Genomic DNA, 18,790 nt, shown 5'->3' with positions numbered 1-18,790 from the left:
ACCAATGAATAAGGGAATGAAAATGCACAGCATCGCCACGCCCCGCCGGGTCAAGAAAGCCCTCGTCCTTGCGACGCTTCTGACGGCCTCAATGCCGCTTTATGGCTGCTACACGCCCGCGGAGCGCGCTCTCGGCGGCGGCGTCATCGGCGGTCTGGGCGGCGCCGGCATTGGCGCGCTTGCTTCGGGCGGACTCGCCGGTCCGACGCTCGCCACTGCGGCGGTCGGCGCAGCGGGCGGCGCGATCATTGGCGCCGCGACGGCGCCGCGCCCATATTACCGCCGTCACAGGCACTACTACTACTGAGACAGGACGGTCTCGCTTAATGTGCGGGCGCTTCACGCAGCATCTTTCCTGGGAGGAGCTCCAGCGGCTTGCCGATTTGATCGGCCAGCCGCGCAATCTGCAGCCGCGCTACAATGTGGCGCCGACGACGATGATCGAGGTCATCAGACCGACGCCGGCGGGACATGAGCTTGTCCAGATGCGCTGGGGCTTTGCGCCCTCCTGGTGGAAGAAGCCCCTGCGCGAACTGCCTGCAACCTTCAACGCGCGCGCCGAGACGGTCGCCGAAAAACCGATGTTTCGCTCGGCCTTCGCATCTCGGCGCTGCATCATCCCCGCGTCGGGCTTCTATGAATGGACCGGGGCGAAAGGCGCCAAGACTCCGCATTATTTCACGGCGCCCGACGGCGCCCCGCTCGCATTCGCCGGCTTGTGCGAGAGCTGTCGCGATATTGAAAGCGATGCGAAGATCGAGTCCGCGACGATCATCGTCGGTCCAGCGAATGGCTGGATGCGCCGCTTCCATGATCGCATGCCGGTCATCCTCGACTGGCGCGACGCGAATGCATGGATGTCGGGCGAGGATCCCGGGGCGTTGCTTCGCGCGCCGTCCGACGAGGCTCTGCAGGAATGGATCGTGTCGCCGCGCGTCAACCGTTCGGGCGACGCCGACGACGATCCGACGTTGATCGCCCCGAGCCTCACGGCCTCTGATCTTATCGATCGCCTAGGCGCCCTGTCCGGCGAAGCGAATCACCCGAGTTCGAAGGTCGTGACGCCGTAGCAGCGGTCGATGCGTCCCGGCGGCGGTCCTTCCGTATACATGCGCGCCGTGTCGAACACGGCGGTCATCTGGCGTCGCTGCGCCAGCGCGATGGCGGCGGAGTTCGCTTCGGGCGTATCGAGAAACACCGGCGCACCCGCGGCTCGCGCGCATAAGCCTTGAAACAGAGCGTCGGCGATTTGTAAATCATCCGCGAACAGCGGCCCGATCTTGTAGCCGTCGCGACACGTGCGCAGCACGCCATAGCCGGCGAGCCGGCCTTGCTTCACCACGGCGAGCGCCGCGCTCTGCTGCTGAGCGATCCAGCGCGAAAGAAAATTTGGTCGCGATGTGGCAAAGACCGTTTGGTCATAACGCACAATCTCGTCGAAGGGGACTTCGGCCAATTCAGTCACGTCGGGAGGCGCTTCGCCGCCGCCCACGCATCGATGACGTATGTTGCGATAGGCGAATGTGAATCCGTATCGCGCATATGTCTGCTGAAGGTCGATCGCGGCGTCGAGCCCGACATTGCGACCCTGCACATGCCGCAGCGCGACGTTCAAGAGCCGAAGGCCGACGCCCTGTCCACGATGAGCCGGCCGAACGATGAATAGCCCGACATAGCCGAAGGACTCGTCATAGGCGACGGCGGAGACGCAGCCCAGTGGCTCGCCCGCGCGCTCGGCGATGAAGAACCCTTTCGGATCGACGGCGTAGAAACACTCCGCGTCATAAAGTCCGGGATTCCAGCCCTCGGCCGCGGCCCAATCGAGCGCGCGATCAACTTCGCTCACGGACATTCGGCGAATGACGATGTCTTCCAAGTTCATGCGAGGCTTGTGGCGCGAGTCGCTGCAGGACGCAACCAAAGCGCGCCCGGCGGCTAGGGTCCGTCCTCCAGAAGCTGCGTGATCGAACCATTTGCGTGCAGGCGTCTGATCGCTTCGGCCAGGAGACCGGCGACGCTGACCACAATCAAACGATCGCCAAGCGCGGCGGCCATAGACGGTTGCAGCCGCACGGAATCGGTGATGATGAGCTGGTCGATCGGCGCGTTCTTTAGCGCGGACGCAGCCTTTTCGGAAAAGACGCCGTGAGTCGCCGCGACCCAGACGTGCGCCGCGCCATTGGCGCGGCAGGCCGCAGCGGTGCGCGCCACCGTGCCGCCGCCGGCGATCAGGTCGTCGATGATGATCGCGGTGCGATCCTTGACGTCGCCCGCGAAAATATCGCCAACGACGTGGCCCTCGCTTCGGTATTTATCCATGAAGGCTTTGGCCACGGGCCGCTTCAGCATGCGTTCAAGCCGCAGCCGAAAAAGCTCCGCGCGCTTCTCGCCGCCAAGATCGGGAGAGACGACGGCGACAGGCCTGTCCCCGATGTTGGCCAGGACATGACGCGCAAACAACGCCTGAGCGTCAAGGTGAACCGTCTCGCAACGAAAGGCGTTCTGAAAAGCGGCGATGTTATGTACGTCGACGCAGACCACACGATCTGTTCCAAGCGCTTCAAACAGCTGCGCGACATAGCGCGTGGTGACCGGATCGCGGGGCTTGGTGCGCCGGTCCTTGCGCGCGAAGCACAGATAGGGCGTGACGGCCGTGACGCACTGAGCGCCTGCGTCCTTCAGCGCGCCGACGAAGAACAGCAGTTTGCAGAGCTTGTCGGCGCTGCTCGCGATGTGATCGCCATTCAGGGTGAAGACGATGTAGCAGTCGCGGCCGCGCACATTTTCGAGCGGCCTGATCTTATATTCGCCGTCTTCGAACTCGCGGTCTTCCAGCGGCGCGAGTTCAGCGCCAAGCGCCTGTGCGACGTCTTCGCCAGCAGATATGCTTGCGCCGAGCGCAAATAGCGCAAGGCTGCTCTCCGCTGTTTCGCGCGTCGTCCGTCTGGGCGCGCCATCCAGAACATGCGCCGAAATCGCGGTGAGCGCCGAGTCGATCGTGCTCCCGTCTTCCGAAAGCGGTGCCACCAGAATTTCCACAATGGCGCGATCGCGTCCACGTTCCGCGCTGGTGTATTGCGCGAGCACGGGTTGGCCGGTTCGCCGCACCTCCTTGAACAGACGACGCAGCCGCACTGCGCCGCGGCGATTTCCCGCTTCGCTCAGCCTGTCGCCGATCCGGTAGGGGCCCAATAACATCGCCGCGGCCGACGCGCCTTCGGTCAGGACGCCGTCGTCGTCCGGTCCCTCGAATCGATGAACGAACAAGGTTTCGGCGGCGCCGCGCTCTTCCGGCGCAAAGCTGATCGCGCTTCGCCGAGGCGCGACAGCGCCGGCGCGCGCCGCCTCCCAGCGCTCATGTATGAGATCGAGTTCCAGTCGTTTCGGCTGAGGCGCGAAGTCCAGACGGTCGAAAAGCCGCTTGAGCGGTGGTTCGGTCTGCGCCATCGTCGTCATTTCTTGAAACCTTCTTTCGTTGCAATGACGTCATTCATCCACCGCGCCGCGACTCGCGCAAAGATTCTCGACAAACCATTTGGTCGCGCGCTCGACGGCGCTCTCCAATGTGCCGGGCTCCTCGAAGAGATGGGTGGCGCCGGGAACGATGTCGAGACGGTTCCGGCATCTGAGCAGCTGCTGCGCGCTGCGATTGAGTTCAATCACGCCATAATCCAGTCCGCCGACGATCAGCAACGTCGGCGCTTGAACCCGCCGCAGCGCGTCGCCTGCAAGATCTGGCCGACCGCCGCGCGAGACGACGGCGGCGACGCGTGGTTCGTCGGCTGCGGCGACGAGCGCGGCGGCGGCGCCCGTGCTCGCCCCGAACAGCCCGATGGGCAAGCGAGCGGCGTCACTTTCTGCGGTCCAGGCGATCGCCTCGCCGACGCGCGCGCCGAGCAGTTCAATGTCGAAAACATTGCGGCGGAGTTCGCCTTCCGTGGCGGTCAGGAGATCGAACAGCAAACAGGCGAATCCCTGCGCGACGAGCCGCTCGGCGACATATCTGTTGCGCGGACTAAAGCGCGAGGAGCCACTGCCATGCGCGAAAATGATGAGCCCCTGTGGCGATTGAGGCAGGTACAGCGATCCCTCCAATCGATGGGGGCCGATTGCGACGTCGGCGGTCGTGAAGTCGCGCGTCATAGGGACCTCGTGCAGATTGGACGTTTCAGCCTACATGGCGTCCTAAATGGCGTCGCAGCATGAATCTTCTGTGTGGAGAAACCGCTGAGCCCTCGCCATATTCCCTTAAGGACGCTCGCTTGTCCGCCTCAGTTCAGAGGGAGGTTCGCATGCAAACGCAGCCGAAGATAGATTTCCAGGGCGTTGAGCCCTCATCCCGCCAGCAAGAACAAATCATGCGACAGATAGAAAAGCTCGAGGATCGCTACGGACGTGCGACAGCCTGTCGCGTCGTCGTGAAGGGTCCGGGCGCGCATCATCACACGGGCGGGCTCTACGAGATCAATCTGCATCTCGTCCTGCCCGACAAGCGCGAGGTTGCGATCGAGCGCACGCCCCATCAGGACGAGCGGTTCCAGGATTTCGATTTCGCGCTCAATGACGTGTTCAAACGGGCGCGTCGCCGGTTGCAGGACCAGGTCCGGCGCATGCGCGGCAAGGTGAAGCATCACGAGACGCCGCCGACCGGCGTCGTGAAGAAAATGGTGGCCGAGGATGGCTATGGCTTCATCGAAGCTCCCGACGGCCGAGAGATCTACTTCCACCGCAACAGCGTCGAAGAACCCGGATTTGACGCGTTGAAACCTGGCGCGCGCGTTCGCTACAGGGAGGAGGAGGGCCAAGAAGGCCCACAAGCAAGCCGCGTCACTCCGCTCGGCCGCGACGCCGCCTGAGCTTGGCCGTGATGGCTGTCCTCGGCGATCACTCGGCGACCGTGCGGTGGGAGCATTTTCCGCACGACGCCGACATCGGCGTCCGCGGCTATGGCGCGACGCCCGGCGAAGCCTGCGAACAGGCCGCCTTGGCCACGATGGCGGCGATCCTTGATCCGGCGACCGTTCGGCTTGAGCAGACGGTAGACTTTGCGCTCGAAGCGCCCCGCCTCGACCTGCTGCTCGTCGACTGGCTTAACGCGCTCATATACGAAATGGCGGAGCGTCGGATGGTGTTTGGCGCGTTCCATGTAAAGATCGAGAACGATCGTCTCAAGGGCCGCGCTCTTGGCGAGGCAGTGTCGCGCGCGCGACACGCGCCCGCCGTGGAAGTGAAAGGCGCGACCTACACCGAACTTGCCTTCGTCGAGGATAGGCCAGGACTTTGGCGCGCGCAGTGCGTCATCGACGTTTAGGCGCGGGAGGATGCGATGGACGTTTCACGTTTCGAAAAGCTCTCGGAGACGGCGTGGCGAATTGCGCCCTTCGAGGGCATGCGCGTGCCGGCGATCGTTTATGCGACTGAAGACCTCATGACGGAAATGGATGACAAGGTCTTCGATCAGGTGACCAATGTCGCGAAATTGCCGGGCATCGTGCGCGCTTCCTACGCCATGCCCGACGCGCATTGGGGCTATGGCTTTCCGATCGGCGGCGTTGCTGCTTTTGATGCAGACGAAGGCGGCGTGGTGTCCGCTGGCGGCGTCGGGTTCGACGTCTCCTGCGGCGTACGCACGCATCTGACGCATCTGACGCGCGAGCAGGTCGTTTCCGTTCAGCAGGAACTCGCCGACGCGCTCTTTGAGCATGTCCCGGCTGGAGTCGGTTCAGAGGGCGAGATCGCCCTCGATGCGCAGGGCATGAACGCCATGCTGCTCGGCGGCGCGCAATGGGCGATCGAGCGCGGCTTCGGGCGGCCCGAGGATCTCGATCGCATCGAAGAGAGAGGATGCGCGTCGGGCGCCGACCCCGCCGCAGTGTCGGAACATGCGCGAAAACGCCAGCGGCGCGAAATGGGCACGTTGGGGTCGGGCAATCATTATCTGGAGGTGCAAGAAGTCGCCGAAATCTTCGATGATGAAATCGCCGCCGCATATGGCCTCGTCAAAGGCGAGTGCGTTGTGACGATCCATTGCGGCTCGCGCGGCCTCGGCCATCAGATCGGCACGGAATATTTGCGCGAGATGGTGCTGTCGGCGCCAAATTACGGGATTGAGTTGCCCGATCGTGAATTGGCCTGCGCGCCGATCAAATCGGAACTCGGCCAGAAATATCTTAGCGCCATGCGCGCGGCGATCAATTGCGCGCTCGCCAATCGCGAGATCATCGGCCATCTGGCGCGACAGGTCTTCGCCAGATTTTTCGCGCAGGAAGGCTTGCCGCTCATGTTTGATGTTTCCCACAACACATGCAAGGTCGAGCGCCATGCGATCGACGGCGAGACGCGCCAGCTTTTCGTTCATCGCAAGGGCGCGACGCGCGCGTTCGGTCCCGGCCATGAAGGTTTGCCGGAGGCGCTGCGGCCTTATGGGCAGCCGGTGCTGATCGGCGGCAGCATGGGCGCGGGCTCCTATGTTCTCGCCGGCGTGAAGACGAGCGAGCCCCAGGCGTTTTCATCCGCCTGTCACGGCGCGGGCCGACGCATGAGCCGCCATGCGGCGACGCGGACCTGGGGCGGACGCCAAGTCGTTGACGATCTTCGCGCACAGGGGATCATCGTCAAGAGTCCGTCGCTGCGCGGCGTCGCTGAAGAGGCGCCTGGCGCCTACAAGGACGTTCGCGCGGTCGTCGATTCCGCCGAGGCGGCAGGATTGGCGCGAAAGGTCGCCTTTCTGAAACCGCTCATCTGCGTCAAGGGCTGAGAAAGCAGCGCGACATGGAGTCGATCCCCCATAGCGGAGCGAGCGCCATTGGCGAGGCGGACTTGCCCTCAATTGCCGAGAAGGTTCGATTTCTTAGCGCGCCCGGCGCCTATTCGCACGCTCCGGCGTCGGTGGCGGTGCTGGAAACGCATATGTCCTATGTCTTTCTGGCAGGCGATAAGGTCTACAAGCTCAAGAAGCCCGTTCGCTATCCTTTTCTCGACTTCTCGACGATCGATGCTCGCGAACACAATTGTCGCGAGGAGGTGCGCCTCAACCGCCGGCTCGCGGACGACGTGTATTTGGGCGTCGCGCCGTTGACCTGTGGTCCGATTCGCCGCATGGCGCTCGGCGGCGATGGCGCCGTCGTCGACTGGCTTGTCGTGATGCGCCGCCTGCCGCGCGACGCGATGCTCGATCGGCTGATCGCCGAAGATCGCTTGAGCGCGGCGCAGATCGACATGCTCTGCGACACCTTGGCGGCGTTCTATCGCGGCGTGGAACGCTCCTCGATCAGCGCCGAGGATTATGCGCTGCGGTTTTTTCGCGAGCAGGAAAAGAATCGAGACGTTCTGACGCGGCGGGATTTCGCGCTCGACCATGGGCGCACGCCCATTCTTCTCGACCTTCTCGACGCACGACTGGCGGCCAGCCGATCACTGTTGCAGGAGCGCGTCTTTCAGGGCCAGGTCGTCGACGGACATGGCGACTTGCGCCCGGAGCATATCTGCTTTCGCGACCCCATCGCCATATTCGACTGTCTGGAGTTCAACGCCGAACTGCGCCAGGTCGATCCCTTCGATGAGCTCGCCTATCTTGGCGTCGAATGTGCGCTGCTTGGCGCGAATGCGCTCGGCGTCGAACTCGTCGACAAAGTGGCGCAGCGACTCTCCTGCGCACCCCCGCGACGCCTGGTGTCGCTTTACGCGGCTTGGCGCGCGGTGCTGCGCGCGCGGCAGTCTGTGGCGCATCTTCTCGATGAATCGCCACGTGAGCCATCGAAGTGGGAACCGCTGGCGACGCGCTATCTGAATCTTGCGCAATCGGCGCTCGCCGCCGACAATCGGACGGGGAAGTGAGGGCGCCATGTCCTTTTACGACCGAACCGACGCTGGGCGTCGCCTTGCCGCCGAGCTTGAGAAATTCAAGGGCGAGGATGTTGTCGTCTTCGCCCTGCCGCGCGGCGGAGCGCCCGTCGCCGAGCCGATCGCGGTTTTGCTGAAGGCGCCTCTCGATCTCGTGCTTGTCAGGAAAATTGGCGTGCCCTTCCAGCCGGAGCTGGCGATGGGCGCCGTGGCGGATGGCGGCGCGCCGGTGATCGTGCGCAATGAGGACGTGATCGCCATGGCGGATGTGAGCGAACAGGAGTTTGAGAGCGTGTGCGCGCGCGAACTTGAGGAGATCGAGCGGCGCCGGCAGCTCTATCTTGGCCGCCGCGAGCGACCGGAGGCGAAAGGGCGCATCGCCATTGTCGTCGACGACGGCGTCGCCACCGGCGCGACGACGCGCGCGGCGCTGCGCGCCGTCCGCGCACGTGCGCCGAAGAAGCTTGTGCTGGCCGTGCCAGTCGCGCCTCCAGATACGCTGGAGTCTCTTAGCGCTGAAGTCGACGAGATTGTCTGTCTTGAGACGCATCGCGCGTTCGGCGCGATAGGGTTTTTCTACCGTGATTTTCGCCAGATCAGCGATGAGGAAGTGATCGAAATCCTCAACCGATGCGCCAAGAAGGCCGGGGACGCGTCGAACGCGACGATCTGAGCAGCCGACGGAGCGTATCGCATCTATGTCGTCGATATCAGCCACCTGAAATCAGCCATAATTGCCCAAAAAGCTCGGTCCGCGGCTTTTGGGAGATCAACCATGCGCCAAAACAGCGGATCGATCATTTTTGCCGCGCTTCTCTTCACGGCGGCCCCGGCGCAGGCTTTCGACAGCCCGATCAATCGCGGTCCGCTCGCCGACTTCCTCAACGTATTTCGCGAGCAGGCGATACCGCGGCAGGCCGTCTATTGGCGCCATCCGCAATTCAAGCGCGGCACGGTCGTCATCTCGACCAAGGACCGTCGGCTCTATTACGTGCTCGGCGACGGACGCGCGATTGAATATGGCGTCGGCGTCGGTCGAATGGGCTTCACCTGGTCCGGCGTGAAAACGATATCGCGCAAGCGCGAGTGGCCGGACTGGAGTCCGCCGCCGCAGATGCTCAAGCGCAGACCGGATTTGCCGCGCCATATGGCCGGCGGCATGGAAAATCCGCTTGGCGCGCGCGCGCTCTACCTCGGCTCGAGCCAATATCGCATTCATGGCTCCAACGAGCCGGACACGATCGGCGCCGCCGTGTCATCGGGCTGTATCCGCATGACCAACAAGGACGTCGTCGATCTCTACAGTCGCGTTAAGGTCGGGACGAAAGTCGTCGTGCTCAATTAAGGGCGCCCGGCGTTCACCTTGTCCTCGGGCGCGACGGCTTCGCAGACCAAGCGCTGGCGCCAAACGCCGTAGCGCCAGGGCGTAAGCGGGCGCGCATCGGCGCGCAGGGTTTCGGGCACGGGGTCGAAACCCGCGCCGCCGCCCGGACGGCAGCGGCAGATGCGCGCGAACCCCATCCAACCGCCAGCCCATAAGCCATGTTTCGCGATGGCTTCGTCGGCGTATTCCGAGCAGGTGGGCGCATAGCGGCAGAAGCGTCCCGCGAAGGCCGAGAAGGTGACGCGATAGACGAAGATCAGCGCGCGCGCCGCGCGAGCGGGCAGGGATCGCAGCAGGGCAAGGAGGGTCGGCACAAACACAATCTATTTCCGCCGGACGTGAATCTGAAGGGCGCGCGATACATTTCCCGGGCCTGAGCGAGATGGCCGCGCAGGAGGAATTGGGAAGGATCGTGTTTCCTGGGAATTGGGCGGGTATGCATCAGTCCGATTCTCGATAGACGATGGTATTGAAACCCTCAGACTGCGCCGGAGGCGCAAAATAGCTCGTGATTAAGTCGAACTGATCGTCTGTTACAAGGAACTCGTGCTCGCCGCGAGCGTAACGCGCATGCATGCGCGCCCTGCAAAGAGCGTCTGAAGCCTTCAGATAATGAAGCTGATGCGCGACGCCGGCGTTCTCGAAAATGCCGCGCATCCATTGCCGAGTAGCGACGGTGTTCGCCGGGAAATCCAGGACGACCGACAGTCCCGCGCGCATCACATCCTCTATATGCGGGCCCATTACATCGCGGAAGCGCGCCGAGTAACGCACATAATCCTTTACCGAATGCATCTCTGGACCGTAAAGGCGTTTCATCCACCTGTCTTCGCTGACCAGCAAGGTCGCCGGCGCCGCGGCGAGGCGATTGCAGAGCGTCGATTTGCCGGCTGCAATCTTGCCGCAGACCAAATGGAGGGTGGGTTGATGCGTAGTCACGATCATCATCCGCCAGTCGGAATTCGAAAACGAAACTCGGCGTTATATTGAAAAAGGCCGCCCGACGAGGGCGGCCTTTTTCGGTCTCAGTGTGTAGGCGATCTCATTCCGCAGGCGGCAGCGCCGGCGCAGGCTCGGCCGCTTCGGCGCCGCGCTGCTCGATGATGAGTTCGTCGCGCCCGCCCGCGACGGCGCGGAACTTGGACATCGCAGCGCCGGTGCCGGCCGGAATGAGCCGGCCGACGATGACGTTCTCCTTGAGGCCGACGAGCGGGTCGATCTTGCCGTTGACGGCGGCCTCGGTGAGGACGCGGGTCGTCTCCTGGAAGGAGGCGGCCGAGAAGAAGGAGCGTGTCTGCAGCGAGGCCTTGGTGATGCCGAGCAGCACCGGCGTGCCATGCGCAGGCTTGCCGCCATTCTCGAGCGCCTTGGCGTTCGCTTCCTCGAGCTCCAGCTTGTCGACCTGCTCGCCTTCGAGGAAGCCGGTGTCGCCCGGATCGACGATGTCGATCTTCTGCAACATCTGACGCACGATCACTTCGATGTGCTTGTCGTTGATGTTGACGCCCTGCAGCCGATAGACCTCCTGGATCTCGTTGACGAGGTAAGCCGCAAGCTCCTCCACGCCCTTGATCGCCAGAATGTCGTGCGGCGCCGGATTGCCGTCGACGATGTAATCGCCCTTCTCGACGACATCGCCATCCTGAAGATGGATATGCTTGCCCTTCGGGATCAGATATTCGACCGGATCCGCGCCTTCCTCGGTCGGCGTGATGGTGATGCGCTGCTTGTTCTTGTAGTCCTTGCCGAAGGCGACCGTGCCGGAGATTTCCGCGATGATCGCGTGATCTTTCGGACGGCGCGCCTCGAAAAGCTCCGCGACGCGCGGCAGACCGCCGGTGATGTCGCGGGTCTTGGCGCTCTCCACCGAAATACGCGCGACAATGTCGCCGGCCTTCACCGTGCCGCCGGGTTCGACGGCAATGATCGAGTCGACGGGCAGCAAGTAGCGAGCGTCGCCGCCGCGGGCCAGCTTGACGATCTTGCCATCGGCGCCCTTGATCAGGATCGATGGCTTCAGGCTCGCCGAGCGCAGGTTGAGGCGGTAGTCCATGACCATGCGCTTGGTGATGCCGGTCGATTCGTCGACCGTCTCCGACATCGATTGCCCTTCGACGAGTTCCTCGAAGCCGATGACGCCGTCGACTTCGCTGATGATCGGACGCGTGTAAGGGTCCCACTCGGCCAGTCGCTGGCCGCGCTTCACCTTGTCGCCCTCGTCGACCTTCATTTTGGCGCCATAGAGGAGGCGGTTCACCGCCCGCTCCTCGCCGTTCGGGCCGAGGATCACGATGGCGACGTTACGCGCCATGACGATGAGATCGCCGTCCGAGTTGCGGGCGAGATGGCGGTTGCGCACATGCACCTTGCCCTCGAAGTTCGACTCGATGAACGACTGGTCAGCCAGCTGCGCCGCGCCGCCGATATGGAAGGTGCGCATGGTGAGCTGCGTGCCCGGCTCCCCGATCGACTGCGCCGCGATGACGCCGACGGCTTCGCCCATGTTGACGGGCGTGCCGCGCGCGAGATCGCGTCCATAGCACTTGCCGCAGACGCCGTTCTTGGCCTCGCAGGTCAGGACCGAGCGGATCTTCACCTCCTGAATGCCGGCGGCGTTGATCGCGTCGATGTGCTGTTCTTGGATCATCTCGCCGGCCGGCACGATCACGGTCTTGCCGTCCTGCGACATCAGAGCCTCCGCCGCGGTGCGGCCGAGGATGCGCGACGTCAGCGAGGCGACGACCTGTCCCGCGTCGATGATCGCGCGCATGCGGATGCCGTTCTGCGAGCCGCAGTCGGTCGACGAGATGATGGAATCCTGCGCGACGTCAACGAGGCGGCGCGTGAGATAGCCTGAGTTCGCCGTCTTCAACGCCGTGTCGGCGAGACCCTTGCGGGCGCCGTGCGTGGAGTTGAAGTATTCAAGGACGGTGAGGCCCTCCTTGAAGTTCGAGATGATCGGGCTCTCGATGATCTCGCCCGAGGGCTTGGCCATCAGTCCGCGCATCGCCGCGAGCTGCTTCATCTGCTGCGGCGAGCCGCGCGCGCCGGAATGCGACATCATATAGATCGAGTTGATCGGCATGTCGCGGCCATGCTCGTCTTTGCTCACCGACGAGATGCGCTGCATCATTTCCTCGGCGAGCTTGTCGGTGCACTTCATCCAGGCGTCGACGACCTTGTTGTATTTTTCGCCCTGGGTGATCAGGCCGTCGTTATATTGCTGCTCATATTCCTTGGCCGCCGCGCGCGTCTCGGAGACGATCGCCTCCTTGTTTTCCGGCACGACCATGTCGTCCTTGCCGAAGGAGATTCCCGCCTTGAAGGCTTCGCGGAAGCCAAGCGACATGATGCGGTCGCAGAAGATGACCGTCTCCTTCTGACCGCAGTTGCGGTAGACGGTGTCGATCATGTTCGAGATTTCCTTCTTGGTCATCAGTCTGTTGACGACGTCGAAGGGAATCTTGTCGTGCCTCGGCATCAGCTGGCCGAGCATCATGCGGCCGGGCGTCGTGTCGAAAATCTTCGATACGCGCTTGCCCTTCTCATCATAGGTCCAGGCGCGGCCCTTGATCTTGGTGTGGAGCGTGACCGCCTTGGCGGCGATCGCGTGCTCGATCTCACCCTGGCTCGCGAACGCCATCCCCTGTCCGGGTTCGCCGTCGCGCTCGAGCGTGAGATAATAGAGGCCGAGAACGATATCCTGCGACGGCACGATGATCGGCTGACCATTGGCCGGGTGCAAGATGTTGTTCGTCGACATCATCAGCACGCGCGCTTCGAGCTGCGCTTCAAGCGACAGCGGCACGTGAACAGCCATCTGGTCGCCGTCGAAGTCGGCGTTGAAGGCGGCGCAGACGAGCGGATGCAGCTGGATCGCCTTGCCCTCGATCAGCACGGGCTCGAACGCCTGAATGCCGAGACGGTGCAGAGTCGGCGCGCGATTCAGCAGCACCGGATGCTCGCGAATGACCTCGTCGAGGATGTCCCAGACTTCCGGCTTTTCCTTTTCGACAAGCTTCTTCGCCTGTTTGACGGTCGCCGAATAGCCCTTGGCGTCGAGACGCGAATAGATGAAGGGCTTGAACAGCTCGAGCGCCATCTTCTTGGGCAGGCCGCACTGATGCAGCTTCAGCTCCGGGCCGACGACGATCACCGAGCGGCCGGAATAATCGACGCGCTTGCCCAAGAGGTTCTGACGGAAGCGGCCCTGCTTGCCCTTCAGCATGTCGGCGAGCGACTTCAGCGGACGCTTGTTGGCGCCCGTGATCACCCGTCCGCGGCGGCCATTGTCGAACAGCGCGTCGACGGCCTCCTGCAACATGCGCTTCTCGTTACGGATGATGATGTCCGGCGCGCGCAATTCGATCAGCCGCTTCAGACGATTGTTGCGGTTGATGACGCGGCGGTAGAGATCGTTCAAATCCGAGGTCGCGAAGCGGCCGCCGTCCAGCGGCACGAGCGGACGCAGATCCGGCGGAATGACCGGGACTTCCTTGAGGATCATCCATTCGGGGCGGTTGCCCGACTGGAGGAAAGCCTCGATGATCTTGAGGCGCTTCGCCAGCTTCTTGGGCTTGAGCTCGGTCTTCGCTTCGGAGATCTCGATGCGCAGCGACGCGGCGATCGCTTCCAGGTCCATCGACTCAAGAAGCTTGCGGATCGCTTCCGCACCGATCATGGCCGTGAACGTGTCTTGGCCATATTCGTCCTGCGCGCGCATATATTCGTCTTCCGACAGCAACTGACGCTCTTTGAGCGGCGTCAGGCCCGCGTCGAGGACGATATACGACTCGAAATAGAGGATTCGCTCAAGATCCTTGAGCGTCATGTCGAGCAACAGGCCGATGCGCGAGGGCAGCGACTTCAGAAACCAGATGTGGGCGACGGGCGCGGCGAGCGAGATGTGGCCCATGCGGTCACGCCGCACGCGCGCGAGGGTGACCTCGACGCCGCACTTCTCGCAAATGACGCCCTTGTATTTCATCCGCTTATATTTGCCGCACAGGCACTCATAGTCCTTGATCGGACCAAAGATGCGCGCGCAGAACAGTCCGTCGCGCTCTGGCTTGAACGTGCGGTAGTTGATCGTCTCTGGCTTTTTGATCTCGCCGTAAGACCAGGAAAGAATCTTCTCCGGGCTGGCGATCGAAATCTGAATCTGGTCGAAGGCCTGCGTCGCCACGACCGGATTGAAGAGATTCATGACCTCTTGCTGATTCATGGTCTTCTCCTAGGGCGCTGCGAATGCGGCTTCGAGCCTTATTCCGCGCGCCGTGAAATCCTTATTCAGGCCGTCACCGCGAAAAGCGAAACGGCGAAGCAATCCAGGATTGCTTCGCTTCGCTCGCAATGACGTTCTGCAGCTTCATCGGCAGGGATTACTCCGCCGCCTCGACTGCCGTCGGCGGCGCTTCTTCTTCTTCCGGCTCCGCGTTGGTCAGTTCGACGTTCAGCGCCAGCGAGCGCATCTCCTTGATGAGCACGTTGAAGCTTTCCGGAATGCCTGATTCGAACGTGTCGTCGCCGCGCACGATCGACTCATAGACCTTGGTGCGGCCGGCGACGTCGTCCGACTTCACGGTCAGCATCTCCTGCAGCGTGTACGCGGCGCCATAGGCTTCGAGCGCCCAGACCTCCATTTCGCCGAAGCGCTGACCGCCGAACTGCGCCTTACCGCCCAGCGGCTGCTGGGTGACGAGCGAGTAGGGGCCGATGGAGCGCGCGTGGATCTTGTCGTCGACGAGATGGTGCAGCTTCAGCATATAGATGTAGCCGACGGTCACCTTACGGTCGAAGGTCTCGCCGGTGCGTCCGTCGAAGAGCCTCACCTGACCTGACGAGGCCAGGCCCGCCTTCTCCAGCATGTCGACGATGTCCTTCTCGCGCGCGCCGTCGAACACCGGCGTCGCGATCGGAACTCCGCGCTTCAAATCCTTGCCGACTTCCACAAGGCTCGTCTCGTCGAGCGAGGCGAGCTCCGGATCGTCGCCGTAGATTTCGGTCAACGCTTTGCGCAAAGGCTTGCTGTCTCTGCTGCGATAGTAAGCGTCGACCGCCTGGCCGACCTGCTTGCCGAGACCGGCGCAGGCCCAGCCGAGATGCGTCTCGAGAATCTGTCCGACGTTCATCCGGCTCGGCACGCCGAGCGGATTGAGCACGATGTCGACAGGCGTGCCGTCCTCTAAGAACGGCATGTCTTCCTGCGGCACGATGCGCGAAACGACGCCCTTGTTGCCGTGACGGCCGGCCATCTTGTCGCCGGGTTGGATTTTGCGCTTCACCGCGACGAAGACTTTGACCATCTTCATCACGCCGGGCGGCAGTTCGTCGCCGCGCTGCAATTTTTCGACCTTGTCGAGGAAGCGGTTCTCAAGCCCCTTCTTCGACTCGTCATATTGCTTGCGCACGGCTTCGATCGACCCCATCAGCGCGTCGTCCTCGACGACGAAGGTCCACCACTGCGAGCGGGGATATTCGTCGAGGATCGCCTGAGTCAGCTTCTCGCCCTTCCTGAACGACTTCGGGCCGGCGATGCCGACCTTGCCGATCAGCGTTTCGCAGAGACGCGTATAGACGTTGCGGTCCAGAATCGCGAGCTCGTCGTCGCGGTCCTTGGCCAGACGCTCGATCTCCTCGCGTTCGATCGCCTGGGCGCGCTCGTCCTTCTCAACGCCGTGGCGATTGAAGACGCGCACCTCGACGATCGTTCCCTGAACGCCCGGCGGCACGCGCAGCGACGTGTCGCGCACGTCGGAGGCCTTTTCGCCAAAGATGGCGCGCAGGAGCTTCTCTTCCGGCGTCATCGGGCTTTCGCCCTTGGGCGTGATCTTGCCGACGAGGATGTCGCCCGCCTGCACTTCGGCGCCGATATAGACGATCCCCGCCTCGTCGAGATTCTTCAGCGTCTCTTCCGAGACGTTGGGAATATCGCGGGTGATTTCTTCCGGACCGAGCTTCGTGTCGCGCGCCATCACCTCGAATTCATCGATGTGAATGGAGGTGAACACGTCGTCCTTGACGATGCGCTCGTTCAGGAGGATCGAGTCCTCGAAGTTGTAGCCGTTCCAAGGCATAAAGGCGACGAGCACATTGCGTCCGAGCGCCAGATCGCCAAGGTCGGTCGACGGACCGTCGGCGATGATGTCGCCCTTCACCACAAGATCGCCGACGCGAACGAGCGGCTTCTGGTTGATGCAGGTCGACTGGTTCGAGCGCTGGAACTTCATCAGCCGATAGATGTCGACGCCGGGCTTGCCCGGATCAAGCTCTTCGGTCGCCCGGATGACGATACGGGTCGCGTCGATCTGGTCGACGACGCCGGTGCGGCGCGCCGAGATGGCGGCGCCGGAGTCGCGCGCCACGATCGCCTCCATGCCGGTGCCGACGAGCGGCGCGTCGGCCTTGACGAGCGGCACGGCCTGACGCTGCATGTTCGAACCCATCAGCGCCCGGTTGGCGTCATCGTTCTCAAGGAACGGAATGAGCGCCGCGGCCACCGACACGAGCTGCTTGGGCGACACGTCCATCGCGTCGACTTTCTCGCGCGGCACGAGCATGACGTCGCCGGCGTGACGGCAGAGCACGAGGTCTTCCGTCAGATTGCCGTCCTTGTCGACTTGCGCGTTCGCCTGAGCGACGTGATATTTCGCTTCCTCCATCGCCGACAGATAGGCGACTTCGCCCGTCACCTTGCTGTCGCGCACGCGGCGATACGGCGCTTCGATGAAGCCGTATTTATTGACGCGGGCGAAGGTCGCGAGCGAATTGATCAGGCCGATGTTCGGACCTTCCGGCGTCTCGATCGGACAGATGCGGCCGTAATGCGTCGGGTGCACGTCGCGCACCTCGAAGCCCGCTCTTTCACGGGTCAGTCCGCCCGGACCAAGCGCCGAGAGACGACGCTTATGCGTGATCTCCGACAGCGGATTGGTCTGGTCCATGAACTGCGACAGCTGCGACGAACCGAAGAATTCGCGCACGGCCGCCGCCGCCGGCTTGGCGTTGATCAGGTCCTGCGGCATGACCGTGTCGATGTCGACCGACGACATGCGCTCCTTGATGGCGCGCTCCATACGCAGCAGGCCGAGGCGATACTGATTCTCCATCAGCTCGCCGACCGAGCGCACCCGGCGGTTGCCGAGATGGTCGATGTCGTCGATTTCGCCGCGACCATCGCGCAGATCGACGAGCGCCTTGACGACCGCGAGGATGTCCTCGCGGCGCAGCGTCCGCGTCGTGTCCGGCGCGTCGAGATCGAGGCGCATGTTCATCTTCACGCGGCCGACGGCCGAGAGGTCATAGCGCTCCGGATCGAAGAACAGCGAGTGGAACATGTTTTCCGCCGTGTCCATCGTCGGCGGCTCGCCCGGGCGCATCACGCGGTAGATGTCGAACAGCGCCTCTTCGCGGATCGAGTTCTTGTCGACGGCGAGCGTATTGCGGATGTAGGGGCCGATATTGATGTGGTCGATGTCGAGCACCGGCAGCTCGTCGAAGCCCTTTTCGATCAGCAACGGCAGCGTCTTCACAGTGATCTCGTCGCCCGCTTCGGCGAAGATCTCGCCGGTGGCGGGGTCGAAGAGGTCCTGCGCGAGATATTGGCCGTAGAGCTCTTCGGGCGCGACTCGGATCGCCTTCACGCCCTTCTCGGCGAGTTGGCGCGCGGCGCGCACGGCGAGCTTCTTGCCGGCTTCGAGAATCACCTGGCCCGTGTCGGCGTCGACCATATCGGCGACGGCCTTCACGCCCTTGATGCGCTCGGCGTCGAACGGCATGCGCCAGTTCTCGCCGTCCTGCGTGTAAAGGATCGTCTTGTAGAACGTCGACAGAATCTCTTCGCCGTCGAGGCCGAGCGCGAACAGGAGCGACGTCACCGGAATCTTGCGGCGGCGGTCGATGCGCGCATAGACGATGTCCTTGGCGTCGAACTCGATGTCGAGCCAGGATCCGCGATAGGGAATGATGCGGGCGGCGAAAAGCAGCTTGCCCGAAGAATGGCTCTTGCCCTTGTCGTGGTCGAAGAACACGCCCGGCGAGCGATGCATCTGCGAGACGATGACGCGCTCGGTGCCGTTGACGACGAAGGTGCCGTTCGACGTCATGAAGGGCATGTCGCCCATGTAGACGTCCTGCTCCTTGATGTCCTTGACCGACTTCGCCTGCGTATCGGGATCGACGTCGAATACGATGAGGCGCAGCGTCACCTTGAGCGGCGCAGCGTAGGTCATGCCGCGCTGGCGGCACTCGTCGACGTCATATTTGGGCTGTTCGAACTCGTAGCGCACGAATTCGAGCAGGGAGACCTGCGAGAAGTCGGAGATCGGAAAGACGGACTTGAAGACGGACTGCAACCCCTCGTCAGGACGGCCGCCTTTGGGCTCGTCGACAAGGAGGAACTGATCGTAGGAGGCCTTTTGGACCTCGATCAGATTCGGCATTTCCGCCGCTTCGCGGATATGTCCGAAGAATTTGCGGATGCGCTTGCGACCGGTGAACTTTCTCGCCGACGTCTGAGCCATGTCGCTTTTCGAGCCTCTTTCTTCGTTGGGCCGACCGTCCCGC

Annotated in this window: 15 protein-coding genes; 8 read left to right on the top strand and 7 right to left on the bottom strand. The window is 63.0% G+C overall.

Annotated elements, in window-relative coordinates; all coding sequences use genetic code 11:
* Positions 1–16: 16 nt before the first annotated feature.
* Both HUN39_RS06690 and HUN39_RS06685 read left to right on the top strand, forming a co-directional pair.
* The gene (locus HUN39_RS06690) at positions 17–307 is read left to right on the top strand and encodes a hypothetical protein (RefSeq protein WP_175093677.1); all 291 of its coding nucleotides are present in this window, start codon (positions 17–19) and stop codon (positions 305–307) included.
* 19 nt (positions 308–326) lie between these two features.
* A complete protein-coding gene (locus HUN39_RS06685) occupies positions 327–1,070 on the top strand; it encodes an SOS response-associated peptidase (RefSeq protein ID WP_175093676.1) in 744 nt (247 codons plus the stop codon).
* Here the strand turns inward: HUN39_RS06685 and HUN39_RS06680 are convergent.
* Genes HUN39_RS06680 through HUN39_RS06670 form a run of 3 tightly spaced genes read right to left on the bottom strand, consistent with a single transcriptional unit; the run spans position 1,040 to position 4,143 of the window.
* Entirely contained in the window at positions 1,040–1,882 is an 843-nt protein-coding gene (locus tag HUN39_RS06680) for a GNAT family N-acetyltransferase (RefSeq protein WP_175093675.1), read from the bottom strand. The two genes, HUN39_RS06685 and HUN39_RS06680, sit on opposite strands and share 31 nt — an antisense overlap.
* 53 nt (positions 1,883–1,935) lie before the next feature.
* Entirely contained in the window at positions 1,936–3,456 is a 1,521-nt protein-coding gene (gene prs / locus HUN39_RS06675) for a ribose-phosphate diphosphokinase (RefSeq protein ID WP_175093674.1), read from the bottom strand.
* 30 nt (positions 3,457–3,486) lie between these two features.
* Positions 3,487–4,143, bottom strand: coding sequence for a dienelactone hydrolase family protein (locus HUN39_RS06670; protein WP_175093673.1), 657 nt, complete (start codon positions 4,141–4,143; stop codon positions 3,487–3,489).
* A gap of 149 nt (positions 4,144–4,292) precedes the next feature.
* Between HUN39_RS06670 and HUN39_RS06665 the strand changes: the two genes are divergently transcribed.
* From HUN39_RS06665 to HUN39_RS06640, 6 genes are all read left to right on the top strand, one after another.
* Positions 4,293–4,856, top strand: coding sequence for an HPF/RaiA family ribosome-associated protein (locus HUN39_RS06665; RefSeq protein ID WP_175093672.1), 564 nt, complete (start codon positions 4,293–4,295; stop codon positions 4,854–4,856).
* Between the two features lie 11 nt (positions 4,857–4,867).
* Positions 4,868–5,311, top strand: a complete 444-nt coding sequence (locus HUN39_RS06660) for an archease (RefSeq protein WP_175093671.1) — start codon at positions 4,868–4,870, stop codon at positions 5,309–5,311.
* Positions 5,312–5,326: 15 nt separating this feature from the next.
* On the top strand, positions 5,327–6,757 hold the full coding sequence (locus HUN39_RS06655; RefSeq protein WP_175093670.1) for an RtcB family protein: 1,431 nt from the start codon (positions 5,327–5,329) through the stop codon (positions 6,755–6,757).
* A gap of 62 nt (positions 6,758–6,819) precedes the next feature.
* Positions 6,820–7,836, top strand: coding sequence for a hypothetical protein (locus HUN39_RS06650; RefSeq protein WP_232365953.1), 1,017 nt, complete (start codon positions 6,820–6,822; stop codon positions 7,834–7,836).
* A gap of 7 nt (positions 7,837–7,843) precedes the next feature.
* Positions 7,844–8,515, top strand: a complete 672-nt coding sequence (locus HUN39_RS06645; RefSeq protein ID WP_175093668.1) for a phosphoribosyltransferase — start codon at positions 7,844–7,846, stop codon at positions 8,513–8,515.
* 102 nt (positions 8,516–8,617) lie between these two features.
* A complete protein-coding gene (locus HUN39_RS06640) occupies positions 8,618–9,187 on the top strand; it encodes a L,D-transpeptidase (protein ID WP_175093667.1) in 570 nt (189 codons plus the stop codon).
* On the opposite strand, the gene yidD is transcribed toward HUN39_RS06640, so the two are convergent.
* From yidD to rpoB, 4 genes are all read right to left on the bottom strand, one after another.
* Positions 9,184–9,540, bottom strand: coding sequence for a membrane protein insertion efficiency factor YidD (gene yidD, locus HUN39_RS06635; protein ID WP_332310732.1), 357 nt, complete (start codon positions 9,538–9,540; stop codon positions 9,184–9,186). The genes HUN39_RS06640 and yidD overlap by 4 nt on opposite strands.
* Positions 9,541–9,667: 127 nt before the next feature.
* Positions 9,668–10,174, bottom strand: coding sequence for an AAA family ATPase (locus HUN39_RS06630; protein WP_175093666.1), 507 nt, complete (start codon positions 10,172–10,174; stop codon positions 9,668–9,670).
* A gap of 94 nt (positions 10,175–10,268) precedes the next feature.
* Positions 10,269–14,450 carry a DNA-directed RNA polymerase subunit beta' gene (gene rpoC / locus HUN39_RS06625; RefSeq protein ID WP_175093665.1) on the bottom strand — a complete coding sequence of 1,394 codons (4,182 nt, stop codon included), beginning with the start codon at positions 14,448–14,450 and terminating at the stop codon, positions 10,269–10,271.
* 157 nt (positions 14,451–14,607) lie between these two features.
* Positions 14,608–18,747, bottom strand: coding sequence for a DNA-directed RNA polymerase subunit beta (gene rpoB, locus HUN39_RS06620; protein WP_175093664.1), 4,140 nt, complete (start codon positions 18,745–18,747; stop codon positions 14,608–14,610).
* Positions 18,748–18,790: the final 43 nt, after the last annotated feature.

Source organism: Methylocystis silviterrae (genome assembly GCF_013350005.1).
GTDB lineage: Bacteria > Pseudomonadota > Alphaproteobacteria > Rhizobiales > Beijerinckiaceae > Methylocystis > Methylocystis silviterrae.
Note: the sequence above shows the minus strand (reverse complement) of the source record. Positions and strands in the feature narration are given on the sequence as shown.